The organism is Actinomadura litoris, assembly GCF_009733595.1.
Lineage (GTDB): Bacteria > Actinomycetota > Actinomycetes > Streptosporangiales > Streptosporangiaceae > Spirillospora > Spirillospora litoris.
On sequence record NZ_WOFH01000004.1, the window covers coordinates 461,136 to 481,932 of the forward strand.

The 20,797-nt window shown below is 73.6% G+C and carries 19 protein-coding genes; 14 read left to right on the plus strand and 5 right to left on the minus strand.

The window, feature by feature from the left end; translation table 11 throughout:
- Window positions 1-35: 35 nt before the first annotated feature.
- Window positions 36-1,538: a CYTH and CHAD domain-containing protein gene (locus GNZ18_RS13545; RefSeq protein ID WP_173390758.1), complete on the plus strand. Its 1,503-nt coding sequence runs from the start codon at window positions 36-38 to the stop codon at window positions 1,536-1,538.
- A gap of 170 nt (window positions 1,539-1,708) precedes the next feature.
- A complete protein-coding gene (locus GNZ18_RS13550) occupies window positions 1,709-2,965 on the plus strand; it encodes an FAD-dependent monooxygenase (RefSeq protein WP_173390759.1) in 1,257 nt (418 codons plus the stop codon).
- An 88-nt stretch (window positions 2,966-3,053) separates the two neighbouring features.
- Here the strand turns inward: GNZ18_RS13550 and GNZ18_RS13555 are convergent, their stop codons facing one another.
- The 3 genes from GNZ18_RS13555 to GNZ18_RS13565 form a co-directional block, all read right to left on the minus strand.
- Window positions 3,054-3,647, minus strand: coding sequence for a dihydrofolate reductase family protein (locus GNZ18_RS13555; RefSeq protein ID WP_156216736.1), 594 nt, complete (start codon window positions 3,645-3,647; stop codon window positions 3,054-3,056).
- Between the two features lie 71 nt (window positions 3,648-3,718).
- The gene (locus GNZ18_RS13560) at window positions 3,719-4,183 is read right to left on the minus strand and encodes an SRPBCC family protein (protein ID WP_312874494.1); all 465 of its coding nucleotides are present in this window, start codon (window positions 4,181-4,183) and stop codon (window positions 3,719-3,721) included.
- Window positions 4,180-4,524 (minus strand): ArsR/SmtB family transcription factor, encoded by a 345-nt coding sequence (locus GNZ18_RS13565; RefSeq protein WP_156216738.1) that lies wholly within the window; start codon window positions 4,522-4,524, stop codon window positions 4,180-4,182. The genes GNZ18_RS13560 and GNZ18_RS13565 overlap by 4 nt, the downstream gene beginning before the upstream one ends.
- Before the next feature lie 164 nt (window positions 4,525-4,688).
- On the opposite strand from GNZ18_RS13565, the gene GNZ18_RS13570 reads away from it, so the two are divergent.
- Window positions 4,689-5,423 carry a hypothetical protein gene (locus tag GNZ18_RS13570; protein ID WP_216651275.1) on the plus strand — a complete coding sequence of 245 codons (735 nt, stop codon included), beginning with the start codon at window positions 4,689-4,691 and terminating at the stop codon, window positions 5,421-5,423.
- Window positions 5,424-5,496: 73 nt separating this feature from the next.
- Here GNZ18_RS13570 and kdd read toward each other — a convergent pair whose 3' ends face one another.
- Window positions 5,497-6,543 (minus strand): L-erythro-3,5-diaminohexanoate dehydrogenase, encoded by a 1,047-nt coding sequence (gene kdd, locus GNZ18_RS13575; protein ID WP_214619269.1) that lies wholly within the window; start codon window positions 6,541-6,543, stop codon window positions 5,497-5,499.
- 129 nt (window positions 6,544-6,672) lie between these two features.
- Between kdd and GNZ18_RS13580 the strand changes: the two genes are divergently transcribed.
- From GNZ18_RS13580 to GNZ18_RS13600, 5 genes are all read left to right on the plus strand, one after another.
- The gene (locus GNZ18_RS13580; protein WP_156216740.1) at window positions 6,673-8,076 is read left to right on the plus strand and encodes a KamA family radical SAM protein; all 1,404 of its coding nucleotides are present in this window, start codon (window positions 6,673-6,675) and stop codon (window positions 8,074-8,076) included.
- A gap of 76 nt (window positions 8,077-8,152) precedes the next feature.
- Window positions 8,153-9,355 carry a cytochrome P450 gene (locus GNZ18_RS13585; protein ID WP_308166223.1) on the plus strand — a complete coding sequence of 401 codons (1,203 nt, stop codon included), beginning with the start codon at window positions 8,153-8,155 and terminating at the stop codon, window positions 9,353-9,355.
- Window positions 9,356-9,398: 43 nt separating this feature from the next.
- Window positions 9,399-10,490 carry a DUF3616 domain-containing protein gene (locus GNZ18_RS13590; protein ID WP_156216743.1) on the plus strand — a complete coding sequence of 364 codons (1,092 nt, stop codon included), beginning with the start codon at window positions 9,399-9,401 and terminating at the stop codon, window positions 10,488-10,490.
- Window positions 10,487-11,698: an acyl-CoA dehydrogenase family protein gene (locus tag GNZ18_RS13595; protein ID WP_156216745.1), complete on the plus strand. Its 1,212-nt coding sequence runs from the start codon at window positions 10,487-10,489 to the stop codon at window positions 11,696-11,698. Before GNZ18_RS13590 ends, GNZ18_RS13595 begins: the two co-directional genes overlap by 4 nt.
- A gap of 122 nt (window positions 11,699-11,820) precedes the next feature.
- A complete protein-coding gene (locus tag GNZ18_RS13600) occupies window positions 11,821-12,375 on the plus strand; it encodes an FHA domain-containing protein (RefSeq protein ID WP_156216747.1) in 555 nt (184 codons plus the stop codon).
- A gap of 37 nt (window positions 12,376-12,412) precedes the next feature.
- Here the strand turns inward: GNZ18_RS13600 and GNZ18_RS13605 are convergent, their stop codons facing one another.
- On the minus strand, window positions 12,413-13,576 hold the full coding sequence (locus GNZ18_RS13605) for an alkaline phosphatase PhoX (protein WP_156216749.1): 1,164 nt from the start codon (window positions 13,574-13,576) through the stop codon (window positions 12,413-12,415).
- Between the two features lie 439 nt (window positions 13,577-14,015).
- Between GNZ18_RS13605 and GNZ18_RS13610 the strand changes: the two genes are divergently transcribed.
- From GNZ18_RS13610 to GNZ18_RS13635, 6 genes are all read left to right on the plus strand, one after another.
- Window positions 14,016-15,239 carry an ROK family transcriptional regulator gene (locus GNZ18_RS13610; RefSeq protein WP_312874495.1) on the plus strand — a complete coding sequence of 408 codons (1,224 nt, stop codon included), beginning with the start codon at window positions 14,016-14,018 and terminating at the stop codon, window positions 15,237-15,239.
- 73 nt (window positions 15,240-15,312) lie between these two features.
- Window positions 15,313-16,644 (plus strand): ABC transporter substrate-binding protein, encoded by a 1,332-nt coding sequence (locus GNZ18_RS13615; RefSeq protein WP_214619263.1) that lies wholly within the window; start codon window positions 15,313-15,315, stop codon window positions 16,642-16,644.
- A 2-nt stretch (window positions 16,645-16,646) separates the two neighbouring features.
- Complete coding sequence (locus GNZ18_RS13620; protein WP_308166221.1) at window positions 16,647-17,657, plus strand: carbohydrate ABC transporter permease; 1,011 nt, start codon at window positions 16,647-16,649, stop codon at window positions 17,655-17,657.
- On the plus strand, window positions 17,654-18,538 hold the full coding sequence (locus GNZ18_RS13625; protein ID WP_156216751.1) for a carbohydrate ABC transporter permease: 885 nt from the start codon (window positions 17,654-17,656) through the stop codon (window positions 18,536-18,538). The genes GNZ18_RS13620 and GNZ18_RS13625 overlap by 4 nt, the downstream gene beginning before the upstream one ends.
- A complete protein-coding gene (locus GNZ18_RS13630; protein WP_156216753.1) occupies window positions 18,535-19,791 on the plus strand; it encodes a 6-phospho-beta-glucosidase in 1,257 nt (418 codons plus the stop codon). The genes GNZ18_RS13625 and GNZ18_RS13630 overlap by 4 nt, the downstream gene beginning before the upstream one ends.
- Complete coding sequence (locus GNZ18_RS13635) at window positions 19,779-20,789, plus strand: N-acetylglucosamine kinase (protein ID WP_312874496.1); 1,011 nt, start codon at window positions 19,779-19,781, stop codon at window positions 20,787-20,789. The genes GNZ18_RS13630 and GNZ18_RS13635 overlap by 13 nt, the downstream gene beginning before the upstream one ends.
- The last annotated feature ends 8 nt before the right edge of the window (window positions 20,790-20,797 follow it).

Below are 20,797 nucleotides of genomic sequence, written 5' to 3' on the forward strand. Positions count from 1 at the left end.
GGGAGGACACAAGATTTCGCAAAGGAGGAATGAACGTGACGGCCCATGTGGAGGTCGAACGCAAATACAAGGTCGGCGGCGGTTACAGCCTTCCGGACCTGCGGGAGGTGACCGGGCTGAGCACGGCGGCCGAACCCCGCACCCTCACCCTCACCGCCCGCTACTACGACACCGCCGACCTGCGGCTGGCGCGCCGCGGCATCACCCTGCGGCGCCGTACGGGCGGCACCGACGACGGCTGGCACCTCAAACTCCCCAGGGCCAAGGGCGGGCGCGACGAGATCCAGGCGCCGGCCGGGGAGGCCGCGAGCCCGCCACCCGCCGAACTGGCCGGCCTGCTCCTCGCCCACACCCGCGGCCTCCCGCTGGTGGCGGTGGCCGAGATCCGCACCGACCGCACCGAGCGCGAGCTGCTCGACCGGGGCGGCACGGTGCTGGCCCAGCTCGTCGACGACAGGGTCACCGGCGTCCGGCTGGAGCCGCGCGAGGAGGGCGTGGTCACCTGGCGTGAACTGGAGGTGGAACTCGTCGACGGAGAGGAGGACGTGCTCGACGCCGTCGGCGAGCACCTGACCGGTTCGGGCGCGCAGGCGAGCCAGGAGTCGAACAAGCTGTCGATCGTGCTGGGCGTCGCTCCCGCGCCGGACGGCTACTCCGGCGAGATGCGCAGCACGGTCCAGGTGATGTCCGCCTATCTCAGCGCACAGGCCGCGCGCATGCTGGCCTACGACCCCCGCGTACGGCTCGCCGACCACGACGACGACTCGGTGCACAAGATGCGCACCTCGATCCGCCGGTTCCGGAGCATCCTGCGCACCCACCGCACGATCCTCGACCGCTCGCGCGTCAAGCCTCTGGACGCCGAACTCACGTGGCTGTCCGACGCGCTCGGCGAGGTCCGCGACCTGGAGGTGCTCCAGGCACGGTTCCGCGCCCAGCTCGCCGGCCTGCCGGGAGGCCGCTCCGAGCCGGGCTGGTTGCTGGATATGCGCCACCAGGAGCTGCAGGCCCGAGAGCGGCTGCGCGGCGTCCTGCGCAGCCAGCGCTATCTGGCCCTGCTGGACCGCATCGACGCGATGGTCACCGACCCGCCCGTCCGCCGCAAGGCGCACAAGGCGGCGCGCAAGCAGCAGCGGAAGATCGTGGCCAGGACCCGGCGCAGGATGACCGACGCCTACCGCGAAGCGGGGAAGGCGCCGCGGGGCGAGGACCGGGACGCCGCCCTCCACAAGACCCGCAAGGCCGCCAAGCGGCTCCGCCACACCGCCGAGGCGGCGAAGCCCGTCCTCGGCAAGCGGGCCGCCAAGATCGCCCGGCGTGCCGAGAAGCTGCAGGACGTCCTCGGCGACAACCAGGACAGGATCGTCGCCGCCGGCCGTCTGGAGCGGATGGCCCCGGAGCCCGGCGGCGCCTCCGACGCCTCCGACGCCTACACGCTGGGGGCGCTGACCACGCTCCAGCGCTACGACGACCCGCTGACCGACCTCCCCTCGACCTGGCGGAAGGCGGCCGACCCCAAACTGGTCAAGCGCCTGTAGCGGGCACCGTTCACCCTCCTGCCGCGGCGACGGCGCCCGAATCGGCGTTGGACGCGATTTCGGTCGCGCCGATGAGTTTCGTGCGGAGCCGTGGTCGATACGGCTGGACCCACCGACGGCGGCGGGCCTGTGCTGGGATCCAGCGCGTGAGGAAGCACATGGAGGCAGTGATGAGCGGCGACGACTCCAAGCAGGAGCACACCGTCCCGAGGGTGCTGGTGGCGGGGGCGAGCGTCGCGGGTCCCGCACTGGCCCACTGGCTGCGCCGGCGGGGGGCCGAGGTGACCGTGGTGGAGCGGGCTCCCGAACTGCGTCCCGGCGGGCAGGCGGTGGACGCGCGCGGGGTCGCCAGGGAGGTCATCGGGCGCATGGGGCTGGACGCGGCGGTGCGCGCGGCGTGCACCGACACCGCCGGCGCGCACACCGTGGACGCGGACGGGCAGGTGCTGGAGACCTTCCGCGCCGACGACGACGGCGGCGACGGGTTCATAGCGGACATCGAGATCCTGCGCGGGGACCTGTCCCAGGTGCTCTACGACGACACCCGCGAGGGCGTCGAGTACATCTTCGGCGACCGGATCGCCGGGCTCGCCCAGGACGCGGACGGGGTCGACGTGGTCTTCGCGGGCGGCGACCGGCGGCGCTTCGACCTGGTGGTCGGGGCCGACGGACTGCACTCGGAGCTGCGGGCGATGGTCTTCGGGCCGCACGAGCGGTTCCTCCGCCACCTCGGGCACGTGCTGGCCTTCTACAGTGTGCCCAACGAGTTCGGGCTGGACCGCTGGCTCCTCGAACACCAGGACCAGGGGTCCGGGCGGTCGGTCCTCCTGCGGCCCATCCAGGACGCCACCCGGGCGATGGCCATGTTCTACCTCGCCGCGGCCGACTTCGACGTCGACCACCGCGACATCGCGGCGCAGAAGGCCCTGCTGCGTGAGCGGATGGCGGGCCTGGGCTGGTCGGCCCCGGACGTCCTCGCGCACCTGGACGACACCCCGGACTTCTACCTCGACCAGGTCGCCCAGGTGGTGATGGACCGCTGGTCGAGCGGACGGGTGGTGCTGCTGGGGGACGCGGCGTTCAGCTCCTCGCCGATGTCCGGGCAGGGCACCGGGCTGGCCCTGGTCGGCGCCTACGTCCTGGCCGGAGAGCTGGCCGCCGCCGGGTGGGACCCCGGCGCCGGCGCCGCCCGCTACGAGTCGCGGATGCGCCCGTTCGTCGAGGCCAACCAGGAGATCGGCCGGTTGAACGCCCGCACCCGCGACGTCCCCGGGCCGGACGCCGAGCCGCTCCCCGACTTCACCGGCGAATGGTTCATGGAGCTGGTCGGCCGCGCGATCAACGGCATCGAACTGCCCGACTACGCCGGGGTGCCGGACTCCGCGGCCCCGGCCGGACCGCCGGTCACCTCGCCGGCCGGGCCGTAGGCGACACCTGACGTGCCGAGGGCGACCGCGCTTCACTGGTCGGCACTCGCGAGGCCGGTCGAAGCGGGCGCCCGCGTGCCGTCGGGGGTCAACGCTCCACCCGGTAGTGCAGGTGGGTCACGCCCGGGGCGGGCAGGGCTTGAACGAGGGTGAGGCGGATGTGGCCGGGCAGCTCCTGGAAGAGGCGCCGGCCCGCGCCCAGCAGCACCGGCACCTGATGGACGACGATCTCGTCGACCAGTCCCGCGGCCAGGGCGGTGGTGAGCACGCCGCCTCCCATCAGGCCGACGTCGCGGTCGCCGGCGGCCTCGCGGGCGGCGGCGACCGCGTCCTCGATCGAGGTCGCGAACCGCTGCGCCGGCGTCGCCCCGGCGGGCGCGGGGCGATGGCTGAGGACGACCAGGGGGGCCGTGGGATGGGGGCTGCCGCCACCCCAGCCTCGGGCGTCGTCGTAGCTGTTGCGGCCCGCCACCACCGCGCCGACGCGCTCGGCGAACGGGTCGATGAAGTCGCGGGTGGTCTCCGACAGCCGGAACTCGGGCACGACGCGGCTGCGCGCCTCGCCGTTCCAGTACCAGTCGTGCAGGACGGCGCCGTCCCCGAGACCGCGCCCCGGTGCGGGGCCGTCGCCGGTGATGAAGCCGTCGACGGAGACGGCCATGTCGCACAGAAGCTTCGTCATGGTGATCGTTCGCTTTCTGGGTGTCCGGTGGGGAGGAGCACGTCGTCGGCTTCGCGGTCAAGGCGGAGCGGTCATCGGGCCAGCAGGTGCTCCAGGCGCGCCATCGAGTCGCGGACGCCGTGCTCCATACCGCTTTCGATCATGGCGTCGCGGGCCTCCACGGACCCGTGGACCGCGTGGATGTGCATGCGGGTGCGGTCGCCCAGGTTCGCGAAGGTGAGCGTCTCCAGGCTGACCTCGTCGGGACGGCCGTCGTACTGGAAGGTCTGCACGATCCGCTCGTCGGCCACCACGGCGTGGAACACGCCGTGGAAACGGTGCTCCCCGCCCCCGCCGCGGTGGATGTAGGAGTAGCGGCCTCCCGGTCTCACCTCGTACTCGACGACCTCCGTCGTCATCGTGGAGGACCCGAGCCACCGCGGGATGAGCTCGGGGTCGGTCAGGGCGCGGAACACCAGGCCGGCGGGCGCGTCGAACTCCCGGACGGTGTCGATGAACGGGGTCCCGGGCCGGGCGGTGATCGTCGTCTCGTTCACTTGTCCTGCTCCTTCATGTCCTCCAGCACCATGTCCAGGCGGCGGTGGCGCTGTTCGACGGCCAGCCGGTAGGCGTCGATCCAGGCGGTCAGCTCCTCCAGGGCGGCCGCGTTCAGATGGCACGGCCGCCGCTGCGCGTCCCGGCTGCGAGTGATCAGGCCGGCCGCCTCCAGCACCTGGACGTGCCGCGAGACCGCCTGCTTGGTGATGGCGAACGGCTCGGCCAGTTCGTTGACGGTCGCGTCCCCCCGCGAGAGTCGCGCGACCAGCGCCCGCCGTACGGGATCCCCCAGCGCGGTGAACGCCCGGTCAAGCCGCTCATCACGGTCGTCAACACTCATGTTGTTCAACCAATCGCTTTATCAACCGATGCGTTGAATATAGGGGCCGCGCCGCCCGGCGGTCAACCCCGGCCTTGTCCGGGCCCGGTGGTCCACGACCGCGGTCCGTGTAACCCGGCCGCCTATTACCAGCAGAGGTCCTGCCCGGTCGAAGGAGGCACGAAGTGAGACGCAAGCTCATCGGTGTTGCCGTGGCGCTCGCCATGACCGCCACGGCCATGCCCGGTCCGGCCCAGGCGGCCACCCCCAAGGAGGCGAGCCCCACGGCCGCGCCCAACGCCGACCCCGCGACCGTCGCCGCGGCGATCAAGGCCGCGTACGACGCGTACAAGTCCTTCCTCGGCGGCGGCTCATCGGCGGCGGCCACCGCCCAGATCATCGCCGCGATCAAGACGGCCGAGCGCGACATCATCAACCACATCGACGCCATCGCCGCCGCCGACGCGCGCGCCTGCGCGCGCAGCGCCGTGCTCAACTTCCCCGACTTCGACAATCTGACCCCGGACAACAAGCAGTACTTCGCGCTGAGCGCGACCTCCTGCATCACCCAGATCGACAGCCTGCTGTCCACGGTGACCAGCGGTGCGGCCAAGGACCAGCTCGGCTTCTCGGTCAACGCCGTCGGCCCCATCGCGCTCATGGCGCGCAGCAAGGCCGGCCTGCACAACGACACCCTCGTGCCACTCCTCCGCGAGGCCAACCAGAAGGTCAGCACCGGCCTGACGCCCAGATGCGTCAACCTGTACGACGCCGACTCCCACCTCAGGCGGTGGTTCTGCACGGCCTACAACGGCTATCGGATGGACGCGGCCACCCTGCCGGATGCCCAGAGCCTGGCGATGGTGGACACCAGTTGGGACATCGCCAAAGACACGCTGACCCAGCTCGCGAGCATGTGAGGGCGCGCGAGCCCTCGACGACCCAGGCCGTATCCCAGGGAGGGCGGCCGGCCTGTCGCTCAGCTGCGATCGGTCATCGGGCCGAATCGGCCCCTCGGGCGGTGAAGAGCGTGCGGACCGCCGGTTCCGAGCGCAGCAGGTCCAGCGCCATCGCCGCGTGGCCGGGGACGTAGCCGTTCCCGATGAGCATCGTCACGTCGGCGGCCAGCCCCTCGGCGCCCAGCGCCGCCGCCGGGAACGACGTCGCCATCGAGAAGAACACCACGGTGCCGCCCGGGGCGGTCGCCAGGATCGCGCCGTGCTCGCAGCCCGGCACGTCCACGCACACGACGGTCACGTCGGCGGGCGCCCCGAGCGCGGCGGCCACCGCCACCGGGTCCCGCGCGTCGGCGCGCACCACCGCGTCCGCCAGACCGGTCCCCGACAGCAGCGCCTCCTCCCGCTCCGTCGGGACCAGCCCGATCACCCGGGACGCGCCCGCGCGGCGCGCCGCCGCCAGCGACAGCGACCCGCTCTTGCCCGCCGCGCCCAGCACCGCCACCACCGGCGCCTCCTCCCGCGCCGCGACGACGCGGTGGGTCAGCGCGGGCGCGCCGCACACGTCCATGACCGACAGCGCCAGCGGAACCGGCAGGTCGTCCGGCAGGACGGCGGCGATCGAGCGGGCGAACAGGATCGCGTGCCCCTCCGCCGGGACCTGCTCGGACCGGCCGTCCCAGCGCGCGAGCCCGTCGGTGACCGCCAGCGGCGTCAGCGTCAGCGAGACCAGGGTGGCGACGCGGTCGCCCGCCCGCAGCCCGAGCGGCGAGTCGGGGCCGGCCTCGTCCACGACGCCGACGAGCATGCCGCCCGACCCGGTGACCGGGTTGTGCATCTTGCCGCGCTCCCCGATGATCCGCAGCACCTCCGCGCGGATCGCGTCCGGGTCGCCGCCGTGCGCGGTGTGCAGCTGCCGGTAGGACGCGGCGTCCAGGTTCAGCCGCTCCACGCGGACGCGCACCTCGTCGGGGCGGATCCGCGGGTCGGTGTCCAGCCGCGACGCCGCCTGGGGCAGCACCCCCGCCGGCTCCAGCACGCGGCGCAGCCCCGCCGCGGCGCCCACGCCGCCCCCCTCGCGCACGGCCACCTCCACGCCCACTCGGCCCGGAAGATGTACCGGGCAGCACTGGTTTCATCGAAAGTCTTCCCGTAACGTCGGCTGCATACAAGACTTTTATGCGATCAATGTGACGCGAGGAGGCGGTCGACGATGACCACTGCCCTGCATCCGGACCGCGACGCCGCCGCGGCGACCGCCGCCGGCCGGGATGCTTCCGCCCAGCCCTACCTCTACCGGCGCCGGCCGCTGGAGGAGCCCGACTGGCGCCGCCTGCCCGGCTGGCGGGACGTCACGCGCGCCGAATGGGAGTCGGCGCAGTGGCAGCGCGCCCACTGCGTCAAGAACCCGCGCCAGCTCCGCCAGGTCATGGGCGACCTGCTCGACGAGGACTTCTACACCGATCTGGACCGCGACCGCACCGAGCGCGCGACGATGTCGACGCTGCTGCCGCCCCAGATGCTCAACACCATGGACGCCTCCTCCACCGAGGCGTTCCGCGCCGACCCCGTCCGCCGCTACATGCTCCCGGTGTTCGGCGACCGGCGGACCGACTGGCCCTCCCATCCGCTGGCCGCCCGCGACTCCCTGCACGAGGCCGAGATGTGGGCCGTCGAGGGCCTCACCCACCGCTACCCCACCAAGGTCCTGGCCGAGCTGCTGCCGACCTGCCCCCAGTACTGCGGCCACTGCACCCGCATGGACCTGGTCGGCAACTCCACCCCGACCGTCGACAAGCACCGCTTCCTGGTCAAACCCCCCGACCGGCTCGCCGCGATGCTCGACTACCTCCGCCGCACCCCCGGCGTCCGCGACGTCGTCGTCTCCGGCGGCGACGTCGCCAACCTCCCCTGGCCCCGCCTGGAGTCCTTCGTCGACGCGCTGCTGGACATCGACAACATCCGCGACATCCGCCTCGCCACCAAGGCGCTCATGGGCCTGCCCCAGCACTGGCTCCAGGACGAGATCCGCGCCGGCATGGAGCGCCTGGCCGCCAAGGCGCACCGGCGCGGCGTCCAGATCGCGATCCACACCCACGTCAACGCGGCCCAGTCGGTGACGCCGCTGGTCGCGCGGGCCGCCCGCGCGATGCTCGACACCGGCATCCGCGACGTCCGCAACCAGGGCGTGCTGCTGCGCGGCGTCAACGACTCCCCCGCCGCGCTGCTCGACCTGTCGTTCGCGCTGCTGGACGAGGCCGGGATCCTCCCCTACTACCTCTACATGTGCGACATGATCCCCAACAGCGAGCACTGGCGGCTCGCCGTGTGGGAGGCGCAGGAGCTGCAGCACGCGATCATGGGCTACCTGCCCGGGTTCGCCACCCCGCGGATCGTCTGCGACGTCCCCTACGTGGGCAAGCGGTGGGTGCACCAGCTCGCCGACTACGACCGCGAGCGCGGGATCTCCTACTGGACGAAGAACTACCGCACCGGCCTGGAGGCGGCCGACCCCGACGCCCTCACCCGCCGCTACGAGTACCACGACCCGATCCACACCCTGCCCGAGAGCGGCCGCGCCTGGTGGCGGGAACGTTCCGGGGGGCTTCAGGGGTGATGCGAACCGCCCGGTGCCTTTACGTTGTAGATTTCTAACGGGCGGGGCGGTCCCGCGAGTGCCTATCCTCGGACGCGTGACCTCCCTGAACGCGCGCGACCTCGCGGCCCGGTACCCGGTCGGCGCGTCCGCGACCGTCGCCGAGATCGAGGACGACCCGCACCCCCTGCTCGCGCGGCTGCGCGCGGGCGAGCCGGTGTCCTGGCTGCCCGCCCTCGACGGCTGGCTGGTGACCTCGCACGCCCTCGCGCTGCGGGTGATGCGCGAGGCACCGGTGTTCACCGTCGACGACCCGCGCTTCTCCACCGCCCAGGTCGTCGGGCCGAGCATGCTGTCGCTGGACGGCCCGGACCACACCCGGCACCGCGACCCGTTCGCCCGGCCGCTGCGCCCCGCCCGCACCCGCGAGCGGTTCACCGCGTTCGTCGAGGCCGAGGTCGACCGGCTGGTGGGCGCCCTGGCCCCGGCGGGACGGGCCGAGCTGCGCGGCGACCTCGCCGGCCCGCTCGCCGTCGCGGTCGTCGCCGAGGCCCTCGGCCTGGACGGCGTGGACGCGGCGACCGTCCGCTCCTGGTACGGGGCGTTCGTGGAGGCCGTCTCCGCGATCACCGCCGGCGGCACCGCACCGGAACGTTCCAGCCAGGCGTACGCGCTGCTCCGCGACGCGGTCGTCGAGGCGATCCGCGCCGACTCCCCCGGCTCGCTGCTCGCCGAGGCCGCCCGCCACCCCTCCGGGCTCGACACCGCCGAGGTCGTCGCGAACACCGCCGTCCTGATGTTCGGCGGCATCGACACCACCGAGGGCATGGTCGCCAACCTGGCGTTCCACCTGCTCGGGCACCCCGAGCAGCTCCGGCTCGTCCTGGAGGACCCCGGCCTGCTGCCCGCCGCCGTCGAGGAGTCGCTGCGGCTGGAGCCCTCGGCGTCGGTCGTCGACCGCTACGCCACCCGCGACGTCGTGCTCGGCGGGGCGAGCGTCCAGGCCGGCGACCTGGTGCGGGTGTCGCTGGCGGGCGCCAACCGCGACCCGGCGGTCTTCGCCGACCCCGACCGGTTCGACATCCGGCGCGCCGACGCCGCCGAGCACCTGGCGTTCGCGCACGGCCCGCACTTCTGCTTCGGCGCCCCCCTCGCGCGGCTGGAGGCCCGCACCGCGCTCGCCGCCCTGCTGGACCGGCTGCCCGGCCTGCGGCTCGACCCGTCCCGGCCGTCCGCGCCGCACGGGCTGGTGTTCCGCAAGCCGCCGCACCTGCACGTCCGGTGGGACGCGCCCGCGTGACCGCGCCGCCCTGACCGCGCGGCGTTTGTGGGAACATCTCCAAATGATCGTGGAACGCCAGGTCGAGCTGCGTTTCGGCCAAGAGAGCCGGGACGCCGAGACCCACACCAACCTGTCCGCCGTGCGCCGCGACGGCCGCTGCCTGTGGACGGCCGGCGACGAGACCGCCACCATCGAGCGGCTCACGGCCGTGACCGGCGCGGACGGCCGGGTCACCGGGTACGGCGAGCACGTCACGGTCGCGCTGGCCGACCTCGTCCCGCTGCCCGCGGGCCCCGACGAGGAGGCCGACATCGAGGGCCTGGCCCGCGCCGACGGATGGCTGTGGGCGATCGGCTCGCACAGCCTCAAGCGCAAGAAGATCAAGCCGGGGCAGTCCGGCGCGAAGGCCCGCAAGCGGCTGGCGACGGTCGTCCGCGAGGACAACCGCTACATCATCGCGCGGCTCCCCCTGGTCCCCGGGGAGGACGGGCTCCCCGAGGTCGCCCCCGACGCCCCCGGCGAGGGCGGCACCCGCACCGCCGCCGTCCTCGGCGGGCGCGGCGACTCCCTCACCGACCTGCTCGCCGACGACCCGCACCTGGCGCCGTTCCTGTCGATCCCGAGCAAGGACAACGGCCTCGACGTCGAGGGCATCGCCGCGCACGGCGACCGCCTCTACATCGGCCTGCGCGGGCCCGTGCTGCGCGGCTGGGCCGTCCTGGTCGAGATCCGCCCCGGCACGGACCGCCGCGACCCCCGGCGGCTGCGGGCGCTGCCGGTCGGCGATGACGACGACGAGCTGTACCGCACCCACTTCCTCGACCTCGGCGGGCTCGGCATCCGCGACCTGTGCCCGCACGGCGACGACCTGCTCATCCTCACCGGCCCCAGCATGGACCTGGACGGGCCGGTCCGCGTCGTGCGGTGGCGCGGCGCGGCCGAGACCGACGCCGCCGAGATCGTCCCCGCGTCCGAGCTGGAGGTGCTGGGCGAGCTGCCCTACGGCGACGGCGACGACCACGCAGAGGGCATCGCCGTGCTGGACGAGCCCGACGGCTCCGGCCTCCGCGTCCTGGTCGTCTACGACAGCCCCTCCCCCGCCCGGCTCACCGCCGACGGCGGCGTCCTCGCCGACGTGATCGTGCTTCCATGATCGAATGGTCGGGCGACGACCTGATGATCCGGGACGCGGTGCGCGGCTGGGTCGACGCGGAGGTCCGCCCGCACCTGGACGCGCTGGAGTCCGGCGAGCTGCCGCCCTACGGGCTCCTGCGGAACCTGTACCGGACGTTCGGCCTGGACGAGATGGCGCGCTCCTCCTTCCACGCCCGGCGGTCCGGCGAACGGAAGGCGGAGGGGGAGCGCGGCGCGGACCCGGCGATGACGCTGCTGCCCGTCATCGAGATGTGCCGGGTCGCGCCCGGCCTGGTCTCGGCGCTGGGCGTCAGCCTCGGCCTCGCCGCCGGAACGATCATGAAGCGGGGCACCGCCGAGCAGCGCCGGCGCTGGGGCCTGGACCTGCTCACGCTCGACAAGGTCGGCGCGTGGGCGATCACCGAGACCGGGTCGGGCTCCGACGCGTTCGGCGGGATGCGCACCACCGCGCGGCGCTCCGGCGACGGGTACGTCATCGACGGCGCCAAGACGTTCATCACCAACGGCCCCTACGCCGACACCGTCGTCCTGTACTGCAAGCTCGACGACGGGCGCGAGCCGCGCGACCGGGAGATCCTCACCTTCGTCCTCGACCGCGGCATGGACGGCCTGGAGCAGACCGGGCCGCTGCGCAAGATGGGCCTGCACTCCTCCCCCACCGGCGAGCTGTTCCTGGACGGCGTCCGCGCGGGCGCCGACCGGCTGCTGGCCTCCGGCGCGGGCGGCGGCAAGGAGTCGGCGCGGCAGAACTTCGTCACCGAGCGCGCCGGGGTCGCCGCGATGGCGCTCGGCGTCATCGAGGAGTGCCTGAAGCTGTCGGTGGAGTACGCGCGGGACCGCGAGCTGTGGGGGCGGCCGATCGGCGACTTCCAGCTCATCCAGCTCAAGCTGGCCACGATGGAGGTCGCGCGGCTCAACGTCCAGAACCTGGTGTTCCGCCACGTCGAGATGCAGCGGGCCGGCCGGTCGCCCACGCTCGCCGAGGCGTCGGCGATGAAGCTGTACGCGGCGCGCGCCGCGAGCGAGGTCGCGCAGGAGGCCGTGCAGCTGTTCGGCGGGAACGGCTACATGAGCGAGTACCGGGTGGAGCAGCTCGCCCGCGACGCCCGCTCGTTCCAGATCTACGCGGGCACCGACGAGATCCAGGTGACGCACATCGCGCGCGACCTCCTCTCGCGCCACGAAGAAGACGACGACGAACATTGACCCCGCCGGCCCGAACTTTTCCGGAGGGCCCGGCATCGAAGGCGGTGGGGGGCGGGTGAGGGCGATCGCCCGGCCCCTCGCTTTTTCTGGACAGGCGTCGACGGGAACTGGATACTCACAGCATGGACGGTCGGCCCTCATATCCGGTGCGGGCGTCCGACATGGAACGCGACCGGGTCCTGCGCGTGCTCGGCGAACGCGTCGCCGAGGGACGGATGTCGCACGAGACGTTCGAGCGCCGCGTCGACCAGGTGCTGCGGGCGCGCAGCCAGGCCGAGCTGGCCGACATCGTGCACGACCTGCCACCCGCCGGGCGGGTGCTCGGCCGGCTCACCGGCATCATCTCCTCGGTGTCGCAGGTGACCGCGCGGATCGAGGCGGCCTGGCGGGCGCCCCGGCTGCCCCGCTTCACGCTGCCGCCCGGCGAGGCGTCCCGCATCGTCGTGGGCCGCGCCCCGGGCTGCCAGTTCATCCTCACCGACCTGACCGTGTCCCGGTTCCACGCCGAGATCTACGGCGCCGAGGAGGGATGGCTGATCTCCGACCTCGGCTCGATGAACGGCACCCGGGTCAACGGCTGGCGGCTGACCGCCCCGGCGCGCGTCCGCCCCGGCGACGAGGTCGGCTTCGGCAACGCCGCCTTCATCGTCGCGGCGCCGCTGCCCGGCGCCCCCTGACGCGCCCCCCGGCCCCGCCCGTCGGAGGCGGTCGCGGTCACGTGCGGAACGGACCGCGGACCTCGTAGGTGATGCCGCCCGACGGCGACCCGCTCGTGCCGCGCTGGGAGGAGAAGTACATCCGGTCCCCGGCGGGGTTGAACGCCGCGCCGCACAGCTCCGAGGCGCTCTGGCCGCTCACCCGCAGGAACACCGAGACCCCGCCGTCCGGCGTGATCACGCGGATCTCCATGGCGCCGCCGTCCTCGGTGACGTACAGGTCGCCCGAGGAGGAGCCGATGATGCCGTCCAGCCGGGCCAGCGGCCCCCGGCCCGGGACGGCGACGCCGCCGTCGCAGGCGAGCGCGTAGGTGCCGCCGAGCAGGTCCACCCGCCAGACGCGGCCGTCGCCCTTGGTCGTGAACCAGACGGCGCCGCCCGCGCAGTGGCAGCCCTCGCCGCCGTCGAACGCCTTCATCCCGGGCACCTGCTCGCGGACGGCGCGCGGCGACCCGCCGGGATCGGGCACGGCCTCCCAGGTGAACGTCCCGGACGTCGCGGCGCCCGCCGCGAGGACCTGCAGCGTCCCCGACGACAGGTCGCCCCAGGCGTCCGGGACGAAGCGGTAGAACCCGCCGTCGGGCTCGTCCTCGGTGAGGTAGACGACCTCGCGGACCGGATCCGCCGCCGCGGCCTCGTGGTTGAAGCGCCCCATCGCCGGGCGGCGGACGGCGGGGCCGCCCCACGGGCTGGTCTCCCAGACGTGTCCGGCGGCGGTCTCCTCGCACGACAGCCAGGTGCTCCAGGGCGTGGCGCCGCCCCCGCAGTTGCGGCTGGTGCCCGACAGGATCGTGTACGCCGAGGTGATGTTGCCCCCGGGGCCGAAGCGCAGCGCCGACGCGCCGCCGCCCCCGGCCCCGACCTCGGCGTTGGACACATAGATCCAGCCCGTGCCGTCGGGGAAGCACGCGCCGCCGTCCGGGGCGTCGTGCCAGGTGAAGGCCGTGCCGGTCACGGTCCGCCGGGACCGGGCGACGACCCGGGCGGTGAAACCCTCGGGCAGCGCGACGCCGCCCGCGTCGGGGGGCCCGAGCGGGCCGTAGGGGGATGCAAGGTCGGTCAGGGCCGCGGAGGTGAGGGCAGCCCCGCGCCACAGGCTTCCGGAGAAGGCGAGCGCGCCGGCGCCGGCCGCCGGCGGGCGGGAGAGTGAACGGTGTTCCATGGGCGAGACCTCTCTGACCGAGGTGGGGCTCGAAGGAGAGACGGCCGCCGATGACGACCACGGAAAAAGCTAGGCAGTCGGGCGGTCATTTCGCGGTAGGGGATCTTAACGGAGAATGACCCGTGCACTACTTACCGTTAACCGTAATTGTCCTGTTCAGCGAACGGAACCGCAACAACAGGAGATGGGGAAAGTGGCCGCGGAAATGTCATCGCCCCGCACCCGAAAACGAGGTCCACATTCGTCGGGCGACGCGACCGCGCGCCCTTGTCGCCCGTGAATTGGTTCCGCGTTTCCCTCGATGGCGCCGCCCCTCGGGAGGGCCCACCGGGCGTCCGCACGGCGGGCGTCCGCTCCCGGCCCGGGTCTTGACGCGGCCGTGCGTACTCCTTACTTTCTCCTCCGAGTTAGGAAACCTTCCTAACTCGGAGGGAGTGCCGTGCCCGCACCGGTCCCGGGAACGCCCAGCCTGCTGCGCGCCATCAACGACCGCGCCGCGCTGGAGGCCCTGCTCGCGCGGGGCCCGCTCACCCGGCCGGAGCTGTCGGAGCTGACCGGGATCTCCAAGCCCACCGCGTCTCAGCTGCTGGCGCGGCTGGAGGAGGCGGGGCTCGTCGTCCGGGACGGGACGCGCGCGGGCCTGCCGGGCCGCACCGCCGGGCTGTACCGGCTCAACGCCGCCGCCGCGCACGTCGCCGGGGCCGACGTCACCCCCGCCCGGATCAGCGTGTCGGTCGCCGACCTCGCCGGGACGGTCGTCGGCGCCCACACCCTGGAGACCCCCGGCCGCATCCGGGTGGACGTGGTGGCGCGGATGGGCGAGGCGCTGGACGGCGCCGCCAAGGACGCGGGCCTGACCCGCGCGGACCTCGACCGCGCCGTCATCGGCATCCAGGGCGCCGTCGACCCGGGCACCGGCCGCCTCGGCTACGCCGCACACATCCCCGGCTGGCACATCCCCGATCTGGTCGGCACGCTGAGCGGCGGCCTCGGCGTGCCGGTCGCGATCGAGAACGACGTGAACCTCGCCGCGCTGGCCGAGCTGGCGGGCGGGCGCGCCACCGGCGCGGGCGACTTCGTGCTGCTGTGGGTCGCCGACGGCGTCGGCATGGCCGTCGTCCTCAACGGCGCCCTGCACCGCGGCGCGACCGGCGGCGCGGGCGAGATCGGCTACATGCCCGCCGTCGGGGCGCCCCTCATGCGGGACGTGCGCCGCACCCACACCGGCGGCGTGCACAGCCTCACCGGCGGCGTGGCGGTGCTGCGGCTGCTGCGCGAGCACGGGTTCCGGGGCCGCGACGCCGCCGCCGTCCTGCGCCGCGCCGCCGCCACCGTCGGCGCGGCCCCGACCGGCACCCGCACCGCCGCCGACGCGGGCGCCCGCGCCGAACGGGCGCTGACCGAGCTGGCCTCCCGGCTCGGCGTCACGCTCGCCACCGTCGTCGGCGTCCTCGACCCCGCCCTCGTCGTCCTCACCGGCGACGTCCTGCACGCCGGCGGGGAGCCGCTGCGCGCCCGCGTCGAGCAGCACCTGCACAGCCTGACGATCCCGCGCCCGAAGGTGCGGATCAGCTCCGTCCAGGGCAACCCCGTCCTGGCCGGCGCCCTCCAGCAGGCACTCCAGGAGACCCGTGAGGAGGTCTTCTCCACCACCGCCCCCTGACCCCCGCCGCCCCCTAGACCCCGCCCCCCTCGGACGGCGGCACCGGCCGTCCCTCCCCCGAAGGAGAACCGGAGTGCCCACCACCACACCGCGCCGTCTCGCGGCGGCCCTCGCCGCCGCGGCGCTCGGCCTCACGGCCGCCTGCACCGCCGGAGGCGGCGGCGACCAGTCCGGCAGCGGACCGGACGCCGGGGAGAAGCAGACCATCGAGGTCTGGCACGGCTGGAGCGCCGCCCACGAGGTGAAGGCGTTCGAGTCCGCCGCCGCCGGGTTCCACAAGGCCCACCCCAACATCACCGTCAAGCTGGTCAAGGACCAGACCGACGAGCGCATCTCCAACGCCATCCGGGGCGGGAACCCGCCCGACGTCGTGTCCTCCTTCACCACCGACAGCGTCGGGCAGTGGTGCCAGAGCGGCGCCTGGCAGGACCTCAACCCCTACGTCTCCAAGTCGAAGCTGGACCTGAACCAGTTCCCGAAGGTCGTCCAGGAGTACACGCGGTACAAGGGTCGCCGCTGCGCGATGCCGCTGCTCGCCGACACCTACGGCCTCTACTACAACAAGGCGCTGATGAAGGGCGAGCAGCCGCCGAAGACGTTCACCGAGCTGACCGCGCTCGCCAAGAAGCTCACCAAGCGCGACCCGGACGGGACGATCCGCGTCGCCGGGTTCCTGCCGTCCGTCCAGTACTACGAGCACCAGGCGCAGCACCTCGCCAGCCAGTGGGGCGCGAAGTGGCTGACCCCGGCGGGGAAGGCCAACTTCGCGGGAGACCCGGCCTTCCGCGCCTACCTGCAATGGAACAAGAGCCTGATCGACTGGTACGGCTACAACAACGTCAAGAAGTTCCTGCGCTCGATCGGCCAGGAGTTCGAGTCGTCCAACCCCTTCGAGAAGGGGCAGGTCGCGATGGCCGTCGACGGCGAGTGGCGCACCAAGTTCATGCAGGAGGAGGCGCCCAACGTCGACTACGGCACCGCGCCCGCGCCCGTCCCCGACGGCCAGCAGGCGCGCTACGGCGGCGGCTTCGTCATCGGCACGGTCATCGGGATCCCGCGCGGCGCCAAGCACGCCCAGGCCGCCTGGGAGTTCGTCAGGTACCTCACCACCGACACCACCTCGCTGGTCACCTTCGCCAACGCGCTCGGCAACGTCCCCACCACGATCACCTCGCTCGGCTCACCCCAGCTGGCGCTGCCGCCCCAGTTCCAGACCTTCCTCCAGGTCTTCAAGAACCCGAACTCCTTCACCACCCCGCCGACGCCCAACGGCAACGACTACGTCGTGAAGTTCCAGCAGTTCGTCCAGGACCAGTGGGAGCCGGGGAAGGTGTCCGACCTCGACCAGGCGCTCAAGGACCTCGACGGGAAGGTCGACGAGTCGCTGAAGCTGGCCGGGGGCTGAGGGTGACCTCCGTCGCGCCGCGCGCCCCCTCCGGCGGCCGCGTCCGGGGCTCGGCGCGCCGCGCCGGGCCCGGCGGCCGCGGGCACGCGGCGCCCCGCGCGCGCCGCCGCCGCAGGCTCCGGGTGCTGGCCTTCCTGTCGCCGTGGCTGATCGGGTTCGGGATGTTCTTCGCCTACCCGCTCGCCGCCACCGTCTACTTCTCCTTCACCCGCTACAACCTGTTCACGCTGGAGTACGTCGGGTTCGACAACTACAAGTTCCTGCTGCGCGACGACGACGCCTGGACGGCGATGCGCAACACCCTGTGGCTCGTCGCGATCGTCGTGCCGCTGCGGGTGGTGTTCGGGCTCGGCGTCGCCCAGCTCCTCACCCGCGTCAAGCGGGGCGGCGCGCTGCTGCGGTCGGTGTTCTACCTGCCCTACCTGATCCCGCCGGTGTCGGCCACGGTCGCGTTCGTGTACGTGCTGAACCCCGGCACCGGCCCGTTCCCGGTGATCGCCGACCGGCTCGGGGTCTCGCTGCCCGACTTCTTCAACGACTCCGCCTGGGCCAAGCCCGGCCTCGGCCTGCTCGGGCTGTGGGCCGTCGGCGACGTCATGATCATCCTGCTGGCGGCGCTGCTGAACGTCCCGGCGTCGCTGTACGAGGCCGCCGCGATCGACGGAGCCGGCGCCTGGGCCCGGTTCCGGCACATCACGCTGCCGACCGTCTCGCCGGTGCTGGCGTTCTCCGCCGTCACCGGCGTCATCCAGACCCTCCAGTACTTCACGCAGGCGCTGGTGGCGGCCAAGGTCGCCTCCGGGCAGGCCGACCTCGCCGGCACCAGCTTCGCGCCCGGCTACCCCGGCGGGTCCACGCTGACGTTCCCGCAGTGGCTCTACGACGAGGGGTTCCGGCAGTTCAACATGGGCTACGCGTGCGTGCTCGCGCTGGTCATGTTCGTCGTGGCGATGGCGTTCACGCTCGTCCTGCTCCGGCAGTTCAACGCCTTCGCCGGAGAGGAGGCCGGATGACCGCCGCACCGTCCACGGCGGGCGCCTCGCCGCACCGGCGGCGGGCCGCGCGGCTCCGCGCGCCCCGCTCCCGCCGGATGCTGCTGTGGCTCGCCACCCACGCCATCGCCGTCGCGCTCGCGGTGATGTTCCTGGCGCCGCTGGTGTTCATGTTCCTCACCGCCGTGATGAGCGACGAGCAGGCACTCAGCGACCAGATCTGGCCCCGCGAGTGGCACTTCGAGAACTTCCGGCGCGTGTTCACCGGCGACATGGTCCGCTGGACGCTCAGCAGCACCATGTACGCGGGGCTGTCCACGGCGTTCATGCTGGTCTCCAGCGTCCCGGTCGCCTACGCGCTGGCCCGCTTCCGGTTCCGCGGCCGCAACGCCGCCCTGGTCGTGGTGATCTCGGCGATGATGCTGCCGCCGCAGGTGACGATGGTGCCGCTGTACATCGTGTGGTCCCGCTTCCACCTCACCGGGACGCTCTGGCCGCTGATCATCCCGCAGCTGTTCGGCGACGCGTTCTCGATCTTCCTGCTGCGGCAGTTCCTCATCACGATCCCCCGCGAGTACGCCGACGCCGCGCGCGTCGACGGCTGCGGGGAGCTGCGGACGATGCTGCGGGTCGTGCTGCCGATGGCGCGCCCCGCGCTCGCCGCGGTCGCGCTGTTCCAGTTCTTCTACTGCTGGAACGACTACTACGGGCCGCTCGTGTACGCCAAGCCCGAGCACTGGACGCTCGCCATCGGCGTCGCGACCTTCCGCGCCGCCCACCACGTCGAATGGAACCTCACGATGGCGGCGACGCTGCTGACCATCATGCCCGTGCTGGTGGTGTTCCTGCTCGCCCAGCGCGTGTTCATCCAGGGTGTGACTCTGACGGGAGTGAAGGGTTGAAGCTGACTGTCATCGGGGGTGGTTCCACCTACACCCCCGAACTGGTGGACGGGCTCGCGCGGATGCGCGCGGACCTTCCGGTGTCCGAGCTCGTCCTCGCCGACCCCGACGCCGGGCGGCTGGAGCTGGTCGGCGGCCTCGCCCGGCGCATGCTGGCCCGCGCCGGGCACCCCGCCGCGGTGGTGACCACCGGCGACCTCGACGCGGCCGTGGAGGGCGCGACCGTGGTGCTGCTCCAGCTGCGCGTCGGCGGGCAGGCGGCCCGGCACGTCGACGAGACGCTGCCGCTCGCCTGCGGCTGCGTCGGGCAGGAGACCACCGGCGCGGGCGGGCTCGCCAAGGCGCTGCGGACCGTCCCGGTCGTCCTGGACATCGCCGAGCGCGTCACCGCCCTCGCCCCCGACGCGTGGATCATCGACTTCACCAACCCGGTCGGCATCGTCACCCGCGCGCTGCTGGACGCGGGCCACCGCACCGCCGGGCTGTGCAACGTCGCGATCGGCGTCCAGCGCCGCGCCGCGAAGCTCCTGGACGTCCCGCCCGAGCGGGTGAGCCTCGGCCACGCCGGGCTCAACCACCTCACCTGGGTCCGCTCGATCGACGTGGACGGCGCCGACGTGCTGCCGAAGCTGCTGGAGGAGCACGCCGAGGACCTCGCCGGCGCCGCCAGCATGCCCGCCGCGTTCATCCGCGGGCTCGGCGCCGTCCCGTCCTACTACCTGCGCTACTTCTACCGGCACGACCAGGTCGTGGAGGAGCTGCGCGGCGCCCGCTCCCGCGCCGAGGAGGTCGCCGCCCTCGAACGCGACCTCCTCGACATGTACGCCGACCCCGCCCTGGACACCAAGCCGGCCCGGCTGGAGGAGCGCGGCGGCGCGTTCTACTCCGAGGCCGCCGTGCAGCTCGCCGCGTCCCTGCTCACCGGGCGCGGCGACGCCCAGGTCGTGAACGTCCGCAACGGCGGGACGCTGCCCTTCCTCGACGACCGCGCCGTCATCGAGGTGCCCGCGCGGATCACCGCGACCGGGCCGGAGCCGCTGCCGGTCCCGCCGCTGGAGCCGCTGTTCGCCGGGCTCGTCGCGCACGTGTCGGCCTACGAGGAGCTGGCGCTGGACGCGGCGCTGCGCGGCGGCGTGGACCGCGTCGCCCGCGCGCTGCTCGCCCACCCCCTGGTCGGGCAGGCCGACCTCGCCGACAGGCTCGCCGGCGACCTCGTCGCCGCCAACCGCGAGCACCTGCCGTGGGCGAGGTGACCCCCGGCCGTCCGGGCGGCGTCCTCATCGCCGTGGACGGCGGCAACAGCAAGATCGACGCGGCCGTGGCGGGGCCAGGCGGCGAGCTTCTCGCCACCGCGCGCGGCCCGGGGTTCCGGCCGAAGACCACCGGGTTCGACGTCGCGCTGGAGTCGCTCGCCGGGGTCATCGACGCCGTGGTGGAGCGCGCCGGGGTCGAGCGCGGCGACGTCGCGCACCTCGCCGCGTACATGGCGAACGTGGACCTGCCCGCCGAGGAGGAGCGGCTGGAGAAGCTGCTGCTGGCGCGCGGCCCGGCGCCGAGCGTCCGGGTCGGCAACGACACGCTCGCGCTGCTGCGCAGCGCCGTCACCGAGGGCTGGGGCGTCGCCGTCGTGTGCGGCGCGGGCATCAACTGCGCCGGCATCGCCCCCGACGGCCGCACCGCCCGCTTCCCCTCGCTCGGCCCCCACACCGGCGACTGGGGCGGCGGCGGCGAACTCGGCCGCGCGGCGCTGTGGCACGGCATCCGCGGCGAGGACGGTCGGGGTCCCGAGACCGCGCTCACCGCCGCCGTCGCCGCGCACTACGGCGTCGAGCGCGCCATCGACGTCGGCCTCGGCATGCACGACGGCGACTTCGACCGGGAGAACCTCACCGAGCTGGCGCCGCTGCTGCTGGACACCGCCGAGGCGGGCGACCCGGTCGCCCGCGAGGTCGTGTTCCGGCTCGCCGAGGAGATCGCGCTGCTCGGGTCGGTGATCCTGCGCCGCCTCGGGCTTGAGGACTCCCCCGCCGAGGTCGTCCTCGGCGGGGGGATCCTGCGCGCCCGCCGCCCCCTGCTGATGGACGCGGTCGCCGAGCGCTACGCCGACGTCGCCCCCCGCACCCGCCTCCTCGTCCCCGAGGACCCCCCGCTGCTCGGCGCCGCGCTCCTCGGCCTCGACCAGCTCGACGCCCCGGCCGCCGTCCACCAGACCTTCCGGGCCGCCTTCCGCGCCGCTTCCCGGGAGGGCTGACCTCGACC